The following is a 12,877-nucleotide window of genomic DNA, read 5'->3' on the forward strand; positions in this document are numbered from 1 at the left end:
GAGAGCATTAATGAACGAATTCCTTTATCAGGCATCGATCTATCTGGCAGCTGCGGTAATCGCGGTTCCACTATCTGCCCGTCTTGGGCTGGGATCGGTCCTGGGGTATCTGGCCGCAGGCATCGCCATTGGTCCAATTCTGGGTCTCGTCGGTGCGGAAACAGAAAGCCTGCAGCATGTGGCCGAATTCGGCGTCGTGATGATGTTGTTCCTGATCGGATTGGAACTTGAGCCCCGCGCCCTGTGGGATATGCGGGACAAGTTGTTGGGCCTTGGCGGGTTGCAGGTCGCCCTTTCAACCGCCGCCATTGCGGCTGTGGCCTTCTATGCGGGTCACCAATGGTCGGTTGCGCTGGCGGTTGGGTTAACTCTGTCTCTGTCATCAACGGCGATTGTACTGCAGACCCTGTCCGAAAAGGGCCTGATGCAAACAAATGGCGGGCGCGCGACCTTCTCGGTTCTGCTGACACAAGACATCGCGGTGATCCCGATACTGGCCTTCCTGCCGCTACTGGCTTTGCCCGCAAGTATCCAGATTGAAGACGACGGCTCGATCAACCGCGGCATAGAATCGGCAAAGAACGGGGAGTATCATGCTTCTTTGTCACTGGTCGAAGGGCTGCCCGGCTGGGCCGTGACACTGGTCACGATCGGAGCGGTCGCCTTTGTTGTTCTGGCTGGCATCTACCTGACCCGCCCTCTGTTCCGGTTCATTCACGCCACCCGTTTGCGCGAAATGTATACCGCACTGGCGTTGATGATCGTGGTCGGTATCTCGTTTCTGATGACGCTCGTGGGGCTCTCGCCGGCTCTGGGCGCATTTCTGGCCGGTGTCGTATTGGCCAGTTCTGAATTCCGGCACGAAATGGAGAGCGACCTTGAGCCATTCAAGGGACTGCTGCTGGGCCTGTTCTTTATCACCGTGGGTGCGGGAATCGATGTGGGATATTTCTTTGCCGATCCGTTTGATCTGATTGGGCTCGCCCTGCTTGTCATTCTCGCCAAGGGGATCATCCTGTTTATCGTCGGGCGCGCGTTCAAGCTGCGTGGGCGCGATCACTGGCTGTTCACACTTGGGCTGGCACAAGCCGGTGAGTTTGGTTTTGTGCTACTGGCATTCTCGACGCAGCAGAATGTGATCCCGCCTGGCCTGTCGCAAAAGCTGCTGATGATCATCGCGCTGACCATGCTGATCACGCCGCTGCTGTTCATCATCTACGACCTGCTTTCACGCTATATGGGTGAGAGCAAGCCACAAGTCGAACCCGATCAGATCGATGAAAAAGGGCCCGTCATCATCGCCGGGATCGGTCGCTTTGGGCAGATCGTCAACCGGTTGGTACAGGCCAGCGGGTTCAAGACGGTGGTGTTGGACCATGACATCGAAACCATTCAACTGATGCGCCGTTTTGGGGTCAAAGGCTTTCTGGGCGATCCTACGCGCCCCGAATTGCTACGCGCCGCTGGTATCGAAAAGGCCGCCGTGCTGGTGGCCGCGATGGATGACTACAAACAAGTGACCCGGCTGGTCAGCTACGCTCGCCGTCAACGGCCCGACCTGCATATTATCGCGCGCGCGCGCGACCGCACTCATGTCTACGAACTCTATCAGGCCGGAGCCAACGATATCGTGCGCGAGATGTTCGACGGATCTCTGCGCGCAGGCCGCTATGTTCTGGAAAATATCGGGCTCAGCGAATACGAAGCTGCGCAGGCAGAACAGACCTTTTATCACCATGACCGAACATCAGTCCGCCAACTGGCGGAACTGTGGATACCCGGCATGCCGACTGCCGAGAACAAGAAGTATATCGAACGCGCGCAAGAGCTCGAAAAGGATTTGGAGACTGCCCTGCTGGAGCTCGCCGAGGAACACGCCAAGAAATCGGCCTGACCTTTACCGGATCAGGCCGTTAAATCAGCTGTCTGAGACGCCTGCTTCAGCAAAGGTGGCCATGCCGGAATGGCAGGCCACCGCGCTTTTGAGAATGTTGATCGCCAGTGCCCCGCCTGAGCCTTCGCCCAAGCGCAGACCGAGGCTCAGTAAGGGTTCCTTGCCAAGCTTATCCAGCATCGCCGCATGCGCACCTTCGGCACTTTGGTGACCCGCCACGGTGTGATCGAGCACCGTCTCTGATATCTGCGCCAAGCAGGCAGCCGCGGCAGTGCAGATAAACCCGTCCAGAATGACTGGAATGCGCAATACTCGCGCGGCGGCAATCGCCCCGGCCATGGCCGCAATCTCTCGCCCACCGAGGCATCGAAGGATATGCAGACCGTCGCCCTGACCGTGCAGCGCGATGCCTTCTGCGACAATGCGGGTTTTGTTTGCCAGACCTGCATCATCCACACCGGTCCCGCGTCCGGTCCAGTCGGCAGCATCCCCTCCGAACAGCGCACAGGCAATGGCCGCGGCAGGGGTGGTGTTTCCGATCCCCATCTCTCCGACCACAAGCAGATCAGCCTGCGGATCAACCGCCTGCCAACCCGTGCGCAGGGCGTTCAGCAGTTCCTCTTCGCTCATCGCTGGCGCTTGCGTGAAATCTGCCGTGGGACGTTCCAGCTCCAGCGCATGCACGTCCATCTTCGCGCCAGCGGCCTTGGCCAGTTGGTTGATCGCCGCCCCGCCATGTTCGAAATTCATGACCATCTGCACCGTCACCTCGGGTGGGAAGGCCGAAACGCCCTGCGCCGTGACACCGTGGTTACCCGCAAACACAATGACCTGAGGCGCGGTGATCTGAGGCCGCGCATCCCCGCGCCAACCCGCATACCAGATCGCCAAATCCTCAAGCCGGCCCAATGCGCCGGGTGGTTTGGTCAACTGGCCATTACGCGCTTCCGCTCCTTGTACGGCAGATGCGTCCACGCCGGGCGCGCCAGCCAGCGCATTGCGGAAACTGTTTAGATCATTGAGTTCGGGCAGCATTGAAAGCCTCGTTGCATCAGAGTGGTTGTGTGTGTTTAACCAATGCTGGCAAAGCAACAAGACCCTGAAAGGCCTGGGAGTGACCAAAAACGACACCGCCCCGTTTTCTGCGTGGGATATCCCGCTCGCTCTGGTCCTGCTGACCCGCCTGCCCCTGCCGCGCCTGCCTGACGAGGCATTTGCCCGCCAGTCGCGCGCTGCATGGGCTTATCCGCTGGCGGGGGTTGTTGTCGGGGCGCTGGCCTGCGGCGTCGCCTGGATCGCGATCTGGGCGCAGTTGCCCACCTTCGCAACCGCCGCTTTGCTGGTGGCCACGCTGATCATCGTGACCGGAGCAATGCATGAAGACGGGTTGGCCGACACCGCCGACGGGCTCTGGGGCGGTTTCACATCCGAGCGTCGTTTGGAGATCATGAAAGACAGCCATATCGGCACCTACGGCGTGCTGGCTTTGCTGCTCGCGCAGATGCTTCGAGTTGCTGCCATCATGGCCTTGATTGGCGCGGGTTTGCTGACGGGCGTGCTTGCCGCGTGCATTTTCTCTCGCGCCATGATGCCTGCGCTGATGCGCGCGCTGCCGAACGCTCGCAAATCCGGGCTGAGCCATTCGGTTGGTGCGCCCCCTGCTACTGCGGCTCTGACTGGCATCGGACTGGCCATCGTCCTGTCATTACTGCTGTTGGGCGGATCAGCCATCGCGCCAATGCTCTGCGCACTGCTCGCAACGGCTTTTGTCGCGCGCCTCGCAAAGATCAAGATTGGCGGCCAGACGGGCGATATTCTGGGTGCCACTCAGCAGATTTCGGAGATCGCATTCCTTTTGGCGCTGACCGCATCGCTTTAAGATGCGCCCCCGGTTTCGATGCGCAACGTCGCGCCACAGTGTTTGCAATGCACGGCATCCGGATCGTGCCGGAACAGACCACAGCTTGGGCATTTGTAGCGTACCTTCTGCGGCATGAAGATCGCCTGCGCCAGACGAACGAACAGCGCCACGCCAACGACCATGATGAAAACCGAAAACAGCTTCCCCGCAGGTGTGCCAAGCGTGATATCCCCGAAACCGGTCGTCGTCAGCGTTGCCATGGTGAAATAAAGCGCGTCAATATAGGGGGTCTGCGCGTCCTCTGGGACAAAGAAGACCAGTACGGCAGTCGAGGTCGCAAACACAAAGACCATCAGATTGATCGCCGCGATCACGGCATCTTCGTGGGTCCTGAAAAACGGACTGTCCCGGCGCAGGTCCCGCAGCAGATGATAGGAATGTATCAGCCGCAATGCCCGCAAGATCCGCAGGAACGCCAGATTTCCGGTTAGGAATGGGTCAAGCAACAGCGAAGCGATCACCACGATATCAGCGAGCGTATAAACCTGACGCAGCAGTTTCCAACGATCTTTGGCGATCCACATACGCGCAGAGAAATCCAGCAGGATAATCAGCCCCACTCCGAGGCTTGCGACCGTAAGCCCCGGTCCGTGCGGGATGTTCGCGGTGGCGACAAAAAAGATGATTGAGGCGATGTCGAACAGGATGAGGCCATAGCGAAACCAGATCGAGACTGGCTCATGGCTGATGTAGAGGAACTTCACCGTCTGCTTCATCATGTCCCCGTATCTTCCCGCAGTTACAGAAAAATACCCGACAAGCGTCTCTGCACCAAGCGCCGACCACAAAAAAGGGCCGCCCCGGATATCGAGACGGCCCATGAAAGAGTTTGATCGTGATCAGGCTGCGCGCGAGGTCAGAACTTCGTCGACCTGTTTGGCGGCAGAAATCTCATCCGCACCGGACACCGCAGCCACTTCGCGGGTCAGACGCTCAAGCGCGGCTTCATACAGCTGACGCTCGGAATAACTCTGCTCGCGCTGGTCGTCGGTGCGATGCAGGTCACGAACAACTTCAGCGATCGAGATCAGATCACCCGAGTTGATTTTCTGTTCATATTCCTGCGCCCGGCGCGACCACATGGCGCGTTTCACCTTGGCTTTGCCTTTCAGCGTTTTCATCGCCTGAGAGATCACATCCGGAGAGCTGAGCGAGCGCAGACCGGATTCGGTGACCTTGTTGGTCGGAACCCGCAGTGTCATCTTGTCCTTTTCAAAGGAAATCACGAACAGCTCAAGCGAGAAGCCCGCGACTTCCTGTTCCTCGATCGATATGATCTGCCCCACGCCATGGGCGGGGTAAACAACATAATCGTTCGGGCGGAACTCAAGCTTTTTCGACTTCGACATTCAGATACATCCTTCGTTATGGACGGGGATATGAGACAACAAAAACACCCCAGCCGAGGCCCAGCACGGCCTCGTCAGGCGCATCTATTGTCACAAAATCAGGACTCCATAGTGAGCATACTTACGGAGCACGTCCCCATCACAGTCATCATTCAGGCTTAAGTATATCACAAAATTGCGACACTCAAAAGACCGGCCCTGATCAAAGGCAGAAAAATCGCCTTATCTCAATGCGATAATGTGTCGATTGGCGCGGATACGGCTTTACTTGACCACCGAATCGCTTAACCGCCTTCGCCGGGCGCTTCGGAGAAATACTTCTCCATCTTGCCTTCTTCGCCATCGCGTTCTTCGGCCTCGGGCAACGGGTCTTTCTTGGTGACGATCACCGGCCACATTTCCGAATACTTCCGGTTGAACTCAACCCATTGCTCCATGCCCGGCTCGGTGTCAGGGCGGATGGCATCTGCAGGGCACTCAGGCTCACAGACGCCACAGTCGATGCACTCATCAGGGTGAATGACCAGAGTGTTCTCGCCTTCGTAGAAACAGTCCACCGGACATACCTCGACACAGTCGGTGTATTTGCAGCCAATGCAGTTTTCGGTGACAACGTAGGTCATTGTATGGTTCCCATGTGCGCTTTGGGCGACTAGCTAATTCAGTCTGCCCGCCTCTTCAAGAGAAGATCACCCCTTTGAGGTGCGAGAAAGATCAAGCGCGCGCCTTTCTTTCTTGGTTGGGCGACCTTTTCCCTCAAAACCCGGATTCTTGGGCGGTGCATCCTGTTTTTCAGTCATATCGAAGTACAATGTTTGCGCCTCAGGCGCTGGACCACGGCGTTCACCCAGCTTTTCGATACGAACCACGCGGACGATCCGCCCCTGCGGGAAGGTCAGAACGTCTCCGGGTGCCACGGCTTGCGCTGGTTTCAGCACCCGGTTTCCGTTCAATCTGACATGTCCGCCGCTGACCTGTTTGGCGGCCAGGCTACGGGTCTTAAAGAACCGCGCCTGCCATAACCATTTATCAATCCGCAGCTTGGCCTCGGCCATTGTCGGTCAGTTGCCGTCCTTCAAACCCATCAGCGCGGCGGCGAATGGGTTGTCAGGATCAATTGCCTTTTCCTTTTTCGGAGGACGTGACGAGAAGCTCTTGGCACCCTGCGGCTTGCCGCCCTTCTTGCCCTGCGGTCTACGACCATCCTGCGGCTTACCACGTGGTTTGCCCTTGCCCTGCCCTTGCTCGCGGCGCGGGCCGCGATTTTGCTGGCGCTGACGGCCCCAGGTAAAGGTATAGAACACCTCTACCTCCGGCTCATCCGATGCTGGTTCCGCAGCGGGGGCCTCGGCTGCCGCTTCGGTGCTTTCGGGGGCCTCGGCCGATGCCTCGGCAGGTGCGCCAACCTCTTCCGTTGCAGCCTCTGGTGCAGGAGTCTCTTCGACCGCAGGTTGCTCCGCCGCCTCTGCCACAGGCTGTTCTGCGACGACCGTTTTAACCTTTTCACGCTCGCCGCGTTCGGCCTTGTATCCCAGGCCCTGCATCAGATCGGCGAACTGATCTAGCGTCATACCAGTGATCGACAGCATGTCGGGTTTGGCTTCGAACCCACCCCGGCTGTCCTCGGATCGCAACATATCGGCCAGACGTTCCAGCATGTCGATCCGGATCGAGCGTTCGCCCGCGTCGCGATAACCGCACATGGTGTCGTAGCCCTGCGGCGCATCCTTGGCGACCGGTACAGTGACCAGACCCGGAGGCGGTGCTTCGGGGAATTCCTGCAGACTACTGGACAGCGCCCACAGCACAAGACGCAGGCGCGTGGGCGCAGGTTTCAGCAACAGTGGCATGAAGATGGTGAACTGGCCAAAGCGGATGCCGTGCTTGCGCAGCGCGCCACGGGCGTCCTGATCCAGATCCTTGACCTCTTGCGCGACCTGCGCGCGGGGCAGAACGCCCAGCGCTTCGACCATACGGAAGGCGAAACCTTTGGCCAGACCGGACAGTTCCTCGTCCCGCGACAGGTTCAGCAGCGGCTCGAACAGCGCGGCCACTTTGCGGTCGATGAAATGTTGCAGACGGCGTTGCACTTTTTGCTCGACATCTGGCCCTGCGGCTTCATCCACAAAAACCTCGACCATCGGCTTGAGCGGCTCGGCCCCGGCAATCAGTTTGCCGACGGCATATTCGCCCCACATCAGGCCACCCTGATCGGTGAAATCAATTTCGGTATCGGGCGCGTTGTAGAAGCGGTCGGCACGCAGATGGAATTGCGGCGCGAGAGCCTGCAGGGAGGCCGATTTCAAAGCTTTCGCCTCAGCTCCTTGCGCGCTTTTGTCCGGTGTAAACCGGAACCCTTCCAGACGACCTACGAATTCGCCTTCGACGGTCACTTCACCCTTGTCATTTACTTCGGCCAAAAGGGCCTCCTTCTGTTTGAGCCGGCGCAGCAAGACGGATGTGCGCCGGTCCACAAATCTCTGAGTCAGACGGTCATGCAGAGCGTCCGACAGCCTGTCTTCTACAGTGCGTGTTTCCTCACGCCAATGCGATTCGTCACGCACCCAGCCGTTTCGTTGCGCAACATATGTCCAGGTGCGAATATATTCCAACCTTTTGGAGAGCGCATCAATATCTCCGTCCGTTCGGTCGATGCGGCGGATTTGCCGCGCCATGAAATCGTCGGGGATGGATTGGCGTTCGTGCAGGTGGCCATAGATCACTTCGAGCAGGCTGGCATGTTCCGCGTGGCTGATGCCACGAAAATCGGGGATTCTGCACACATCCCAGAGCAAGCGGACGGATTGGCCATCGCTGGCACGGGCCATGATTTCGGTAATCTGCGACAGCGATTTCAATACGTTCAGATCGTCGGCGGGGCGCGCTTTGATCAGGTTTTCACTATCGGGGCTGACCTCAAGCGACTCGATCAGCGCTTCGATAGAACCAAAGCGCAAAGCAGCATTCCGCCAGTTCAGCTTTTTCATCGGCGTAAATCGGCTGTCCATGATGGCCTGCGCGACGCCCTCATCCAGCGGCGGGGCCTCGCCGGTCACACCAAAGGTGCCGTCGGACATGCCGCGCCCGGCCCGGCCAGCGATCTGCGCCAGTTCATTTGGCGCCAGAGGCCGCATCCGCCGCCCGTCGAATTTGGTCAGGGACGAGAACGCCACATGGTTCACATCCAGATTCAGGCCCATTCCGATAGCATCGGTGGCGACCAGATAGTCGACTTCGCCATTCTGGTACAAATCCACCTGCGCGTTGCGCGTACGCGGGCTGAGCGCGCCCATGACCACAGCCGCCCCACCCTTTTGACGGCGAAGCAGTTCAGCGATGGCATATACGTTTTCGACCGAAAACCCGACGATGGCACTGCGTGGGGGCATCCGGCTGATCTTCTTGGACCCGGAGTAGACAAGCTGCGACATCCGCTCGCGCCGGACAAACTGCGCCTCGGGCACAAGCGCAGCGATCGCGCCGCGCATCGTGTCGGACCCCAAGAACAGAGTCTCGTTTGTCCCACGGGCGCGTAGCAGGCGGTCAGTGAACACATGGCCACGTTCGGGATCAGCACAGAGCTGGATTTCATCGATGGCTACGAAATCCGCACCCATGCCCTCGGGCATAGCTTCGACCGTGCAAACCCAATATTGCGTCCGGGGCGGTACGATCCGTTCCTCACCCGTCACCAACGCGACAACCGATGGGCCGCGAATAGCGACGATCTTGTCGTAAACCTCACGCGCGAGCAGACGCAGAGGCAGGCCGATGACACCGGTCCGGTACCCCAGCATACGTTCAATCGCGTAGTGAGTTTTACCTGTGTTCGTTGGGCCAAGTACGGCCACGATTCGGGATGACCCGCTCACCTTTGCCCCCTGCGCCCTGAGACTTACAGCGCCTTGCCTTCAACCTGAGGCTTCAGCCGATTCACGGCATTGGTTACTTCTTCGTGGTGGGGATGTATAGCCAGCGCACGCGAATAGGCATCAAGCGCTTGTTCGGGCTTTCCAACGATCTCGAAGATCAGGCCGAGGCCGTAAATGGCCTCATAATTGTTCGGATTGAGAGTCAAAGCATGCTCAAGATCCGCCGCCGCCATTCCAAACCGATCGATACCAAAGAAGGCCGAGGCGCGCACGTGCCAGCCTTCAGCAAATTCAGGCGCGTGATCCGTGAGTGCGGTCAGATGATCCAACGCGGCTTCGACATCGCCATCCTCAAGCGCCTCGCGTCCACGCTCCAACAGCAAATCCGCCGAGGCCGATCCCGACAACGACCACAACGCCTGCAATTGCCGATCAAGACCGATGGCTTGCTCGGGCGTCGATTGCGCCAGTTGTTGCAGCAGCACCGCCTCATCCCGCGAATCCGCCTCTTGCGCAGCGCAAGTGGTGGAAAACGTGACTATCGCAGCAAGTGCCGCGACGGTACCTTTGAGATTGTTGATTGCAATACCCATAACAATGGTCAGTGTAGCGTAGCGACCGGGGATGTCCATTCACGGCGCATGAACAATATGAGGAAGACCATGAGCGATATTCTGGAAAAAGCCGCGGCGGCATTGAATGAGAAACTGTCGGGCGGTGATTTCGACGCGTCAGCCAAATTTGCAATCGCCGATCTGGGGTCAATCATTCTGGACGCAAGCGGTGCGCGGGTCAGCGATGACGAAGCTGATGTGACCCTCAGCGCTGATGCAGATACGTTCGAGCAGATCCTCAGCGGTGACCTAAACCCGACCGGGGCCTTCATGTCCGGCAAGCTGAGCGTAGATGGCGACATGGGTATTGCCATGAAACTCGCCTCGGTACTGGCCTGATGGAGTATACGCCGGCCCCCTTATTCGAAGACGTGGCCGGCGGCCCTGCCGGTGGTGTGGCGCATTGGCTGACCACCGAAGACGGCAAACGCATCCGGGTGGCGCATTGGCGCCCCGATGATGACGCGCGCGGTACGGTGATGCTGTTCCCCGGCCGTACGGAGTATATCGAAAAATATGGCAACGCAGCCAAAGAATTCATGAGTCGCGGCTTTGCCAGCATGTCCATAGATTGGCGAGGTCAGGGCCTTGCGGATCGTCTGTTACCAGATGCGCGTGTCGGACATATCGAACAGTTCACCGATTACCAGCATGATGTTCGCGCGGTGCTCGAGATGGCAGAACGTCTTGAGCTGCCCAAACCCTGGTACGTGATCGGTCATTCGATGGGCGGAGCCATTGGGCTGCGCGCCGTGCTGGAAGGTTCTGACTTCACCGCCTGCGCCTTCACGGGGCCGATGTGGGGCATTTTCTTCACGCCGATCATGAAGCCGCTTAGCCAATTGACCGCCTATTGGGGACCGCGATTGGGATTGGGTGAGAAAACTCCGCCTACAACGTCACTGGAAAGCTATGTGGTCTCGCAACCCTTCGAAGGGAACGTTCTGACCCGCGATCCCGAGATGTACCAGATGATGCGGGACCAGTTGGCTGCGCATCCGGAACTGGCTTTGGGTGCACCATCCACGATCTGGCTGCGCGAGGCGCTGGACGAATGCGTCTGGCTGATGGAACAGACCGCGCCCGACATCCCTGCCCTGACCTTCCTCGGAAGCCATGAACAGATCGTCGACCGCAAGGCGATCCGTGCCCGCATGGCGAACTGGCCCAGCGGTACTCTGGTCGAGATACCCGACGGCGAACACGAGGTTTTGATGGAAGGACCCGACGTGCGCGGGCCAGTGTTTGACCAATTGGCCGCGCATTTCTTGGCAGCCAGCGCAAAGCCGAAACCCGAGCCCTGTCACTAAGGCATCGGCCTACAGGTTGCTTGTGATCCGGGTGCGCCGGGCCTAGATGTTTGCCAAAGCTATTTATTCGAGGTGATCCATGCGCGACCTACCCTTTCCCGTCCGTGACGCAAATGCCAGCGGCGGTTCCGATGATCTGGGCAATCTGCCGGAATGGGATTTGACGGATCTCTATGCCTCGGAAGACGCACCAGAACTGTCCCGCGATCTGGATTGGCTGGAAGGCGAATGTGCGTCCTTTGCCGCGGATTATGAGGGCAAGCTGGCCGATCTGGATGCCGCTGGTCTACTGACCTGCGTACTGCGCAACGAAAAGATCAACGCCATCGCTGGACGGATTATGTCTTTTGCGGGCCTGCGCTATTACCAGCTGACCACTGATGCAGATCGCGCCAAGTTCCTGTCGGATATGCAGGAGAAGATCACCGTCTTTACCACGCCGCTGGTCTTCTTCACGCTTGAAATCAACCGCATAGACGATGATGTGCTGCAGGCGCATTTCGACGCCAATGCTGATCTGGCGCGGTACGAACCCGTGTTCCGCCGCATCCGTGCGATGAAGCCTTATCAGCTGTCCGACGAGTTGGAAAAGTTCCTGCACGACCTCGGCGTTGTAGGTGACGCTTGGGAACGTCTGTTCGACGAAACCATCGCGGGCTTGACCTTCACCGTCGATGGCGAGGAACTGAATATCGAAGGCACGTTGAATCTGCTGACGGAACAGGACCGCGCCAAACGCGAGGCCGCCGCGCGTGAGCTGGCCAGCGTTTTCCAAAGCAATATCAAAACTTTCGCGCGCGTTCATAACACGCAAGCCAAAGAAAAAGAGATCGTCGACCGCTGGCGCAACATGCCAACCGCTCAAACCGGTCGCCATCTGTCCAATGACGTCGAGCCCGAAGTTGTGGAGGCTCTGCGCGAGGCTGTCGTGGCCGCCTACCCCAAGCTGAGCCATCGTTATTATGAGTTAAAGCGCAAATGGCTGGGTCTGGACGTCATGCAGGTCTGGGACCGTAACGCGCCGTTGCCAATGGAAGATACCCGCATCGTCGACTGGGACGAAGCCGAGAAGATGGTGATGGATGCCTACAACGCCTTTGATCCGCGCATGGGCGAAATCGCGGCCCCTTTCTTCTCGAAAGGTTGGATCGACGCGGCGGTGAAGCCCGGCAAGGCTCCGGGTGCGTTCGCCCATCCCACCGTCACCGAAGTTCATCCCTACGTGATGCTCAACTATCTGGGCAAACCGCGCGACGTGATGACCTTGGCACACGAGCTTGGTCACGGCGTACATCAGGTGCTGGCCGCCGATCAAGGAGAGATGCTGTCGTCGACCCCACTGACGCTGGCGGAAACCGCTTCAGTCTTCGGGGAGATGCTGACTTTCCGCAAGATGCTGGATAAGGCCGAAACGCCGGAACAGCGCAAGGTGCTGCTGGCGGGAAAGGTCGAGGATATGATCAACACGGTTGTTCGCCAGATCGCGTTCTATGACTTCGAGTGCAAACTGCACGCGGCGCGACGCGAAGGTGAGTTGACCCCCGATGACATCAACGCGCTGTGGATGAGCGTTCAGGCCGAAAGCCTTGGGCCCGCGTTCGAATTCATGGACGGGTATGAGACTTTCTGGGCCTATATCCCTCATTTCGTCCACTCGCCTTTCTATGTCTACGCCTACGCCTTTGGCGACGGCCTCGTGAATGCGCTCTACTCGGTTTACGAAAGCGGGGCCGACGGGTTCGAAGACAAATATTTTGAGATGCTGCGCGCCGGTGGATCAAAGCACCACAAAGAGCTTCTGGCCCCGTTCGGGTTGGACGCCAGCGACCCGGAGTTCTGGGACAAGGGCTTGTCGATGATTTCAGGCTTCATTGACGAATTGGAAGCGATGGAAAGCTAAATGGATGAGGCGGCCAC

The 12,877-nt window shown here is 58.6% G+C and carries 12 protein-coding genes; 5 read left to right on the top strand and 7 right to left on the bottom strand.

From position 1 onward, the window contains the following. Positions 1 to 10 precede the first annotated feature (10 nt). Positions 11 to 1,894, top strand: a complete 1,884-nt coding sequence (locus tag ACR3EM_RS07090) for a monovalent cation:proton antiporter-2 (CPA2) family protein (RefSeq protein WP_480470095.1) — start codon at positions 11 to 13, stop codon at positions 1,892 to 1,894. Positions 1,895 to 1,918: 24 nt separating this feature from the next. On the opposite strand, the gene cobT is transcribed toward ACR3EM_RS07090, so the two are convergent. After that, complete coding sequence (gene cobT / locus ACR3EM_RS07095; protein WP_480470096.1) at positions 1,919 to 2,929, bottom strand: nicotinate-nucleotide--dimethylbenzimidazole phosphoribosyltransferase; 1,011 nt, start codon at positions 2,927 to 2,929, stop codon at positions 1,919 to 1,921. A gap of 79 nt (positions 2,930 to 3,008) precedes the next feature. On the opposite strand from cobT, the gene cobS reads away from it, so the two are divergent. Next, positions 3,009 to 3,773 carry an adenosylcobinamide-GDP ribazoletransferase gene (gene cobS, locus ACR3EM_RS07100; RefSeq protein WP_480470097.1) on the top strand — a complete coding sequence of 255 codons (765 nt, stop codon included), beginning with the start codon at positions 3,009 to 3,011 and terminating at the stop codon, positions 3,771 to 3,773. On the opposite strand, the gene ACR3EM_RS07105 is transcribed toward cobS, so the two are convergent. The 6 genes from ACR3EM_RS07105 to ACR3EM_RS07130 all read right to left on the bottom strand — a co-directional run bounded on the left by ACR3EM_RS07105 (position 3,770) and on the right by ACR3EM_RS07130 (position 9,668). After that, positions 3,770 to 4,531: an ion channel gene (locus tag ACR3EM_RS07105; protein WP_480471903.1), complete on the bottom strand. Its 762-nt coding sequence runs from the start codon at positions 4,529 to 4,531 to the stop codon at positions 3,770 to 3,772. The genes cobS and ACR3EM_RS07105 overlap by 4 nt on opposite strands. A gap of 123 nt (positions 4,532 to 4,654) precedes the next feature. Continuing rightward, positions 4,655 to 5,164 (bottom strand): CarD family transcriptional regulator, encoded by a 510-nt coding sequence (locus ACR3EM_RS07110; RefSeq protein WP_170792284.1) that lies wholly within the window; start codon positions 5,162 to 5,164, stop codon positions 4,655 to 4,657. 284 nt (positions 5,165 to 5,448) lie between these two features. After that, entirely contained in the window at positions 5,449 to 5,787 is a 339-nt protein-coding gene (gene fdxA / locus ACR3EM_RS07115) for a ferredoxin FdxA (RefSeq protein WP_010439399.1), read from the bottom strand. Between the two features lie 66 nt (positions 5,788 to 5,853). After that, entirely contained in the window at positions 5,854 to 6,219 is a 366-nt protein-coding gene (locus ACR3EM_RS07120; protein ID WP_480470098.1) for an RNA-binding S4 domain-containing protein, read from the bottom strand. Positions 6,220 to 6,225: 6 nt separating this feature from the next. Continuing rightward, a complete protein-coding gene (locus ACR3EM_RS07125) occupies positions 6,226 to 9,036 on the bottom strand; it encodes a helicase-related protein (protein WP_480470099.1) in 2,811 nt (936 codons plus the stop codon). A 23-nt stretch (positions 9,037 to 9,059) separates the two neighbouring features. Beyond that, positions 9,060 to 9,668, bottom strand: a complete 609-nt coding sequence (locus ACR3EM_RS07130) for a tetratricopeptide repeat protein (protein ID WP_480470100.1) — start codon at positions 9,666 to 9,668, stop codon at positions 9,060 to 9,062. A gap of 30 nt (positions 9,669 to 9,698) precedes the next feature. Here ACR3EM_RS07130 and ACR3EM_RS07135 point away from each other — a divergent pair, with 30 nt between their 5' ends. The 3 genes from ACR3EM_RS07135 (at position 9,699) to ACR3EM_RS07145 (ending at position 12,860) form a co-directional block, all read left to right on the top strand. Further along, positions 9,699 to 9,989: an SCP2 sterol-binding domain-containing protein gene (locus ACR3EM_RS07135; protein ID WP_010439389.1), complete on the top strand. Its 291-nt coding sequence runs from the start codon at positions 9,699 to 9,701 to the stop codon at positions 9,987 to 9,989. Beyond that, entirely contained in the window at positions 9,989 to 10,960 is a 972-nt protein-coding gene (locus tag ACR3EM_RS07140) for an alpha/beta fold hydrolase (protein WP_480470101.1), read from the top strand. Before ACR3EM_RS07135 ends, ACR3EM_RS07140 begins: the two co-directional genes overlap by 1 nt. Before the next feature lie 79 nt (positions 10,961 to 11,039). Continuing rightward, positions 11,040 to 12,860 (top strand): M3 family oligoendopeptidase, encoded by a 1,821-nt coding sequence (locus ACR3EM_RS07145; RefSeq protein WP_480470102.1) that lies wholly within the window; start codon positions 11,040 to 11,042, stop codon positions 12,858 to 12,860. The last annotated feature ends 17 nt before the right edge of the window (positions 12,861 to 12,877 follow it).

This window comes from Ruegeria sp. AH3 (genome assembly GCF_056536265.1).

Excerpts from the sequence above, each read along its gene's own strand:
- ACR3EM_RS07090 (WP_480470095.1), top strand. The coding sequence starts at position 11 with ATGAACGAATTCCTTTATCAGGCATCGATCTATCTGGCAGCTGCGGTA.
- cobT (WP_480470096.1), bottom strand. The coding sequence starts at position 2,929 with ATGCTGCCCGAACTCAATGATCTAAACAGTTTCCGCAATGCGCTGGCT.
- ACR3EM_RS07105 (WP_480471903.1), bottom strand. The coding sequence starts at position 4,531 with ATGAAGCAGACGGTGAAGTTCCTCTACATCAGCCATGAGCCAGTCTCG.
- ACR3EM_RS07110 (WP_170792284.1), bottom strand. The coding sequence starts at position 5,164 with ATGTCGAAGTCGAAAAAGCTTGAGTTCCGCCCGAACGATTATGTTGTT.
- fdxA (WP_010439399.1), bottom strand. The coding sequence starts at position 5,787 with ATGACCTACGTTGTCACCGAAAACTGCATTGGCTGCAAATACACCGAC.
- ACR3EM_RS07120 (WP_480470098.1), bottom strand. The coding sequence starts at position 6,219 with ATGGCCGAGGCCAAGCTGCGGATTGATAAATGGTTATGGCAGGCGCGG.
- ACR3EM_RS07130 (WP_480470100.1), bottom strand. The coding sequence starts at position 9,668 with ATGGACATCCCCGGTCGCTACGCTACACTGACCATTGTTATGGGTATT.
- ACR3EM_RS07135 (WP_010439389.1), top strand. The coding sequence starts at position 9,699 with ATGAGCGATATTCTGGAAAAAGCCGCGGCGGCATTGAATGAGAAACTG.
- ACR3EM_RS07140 (WP_480470101.1), top strand. The coding sequence starts at position 9,989 with ATGGAGTATACGCCGGCCCCCTTATTCGAAGACGTGGCCGGCGGCCCT.
- ACR3EM_RS07145 (WP_480470102.1), top strand. The coding sequence starts at position 11,040 with ATGCGCGACCTACCCTTTCCCGTCCGTGACGCAAATGCCAGCGGCGGT.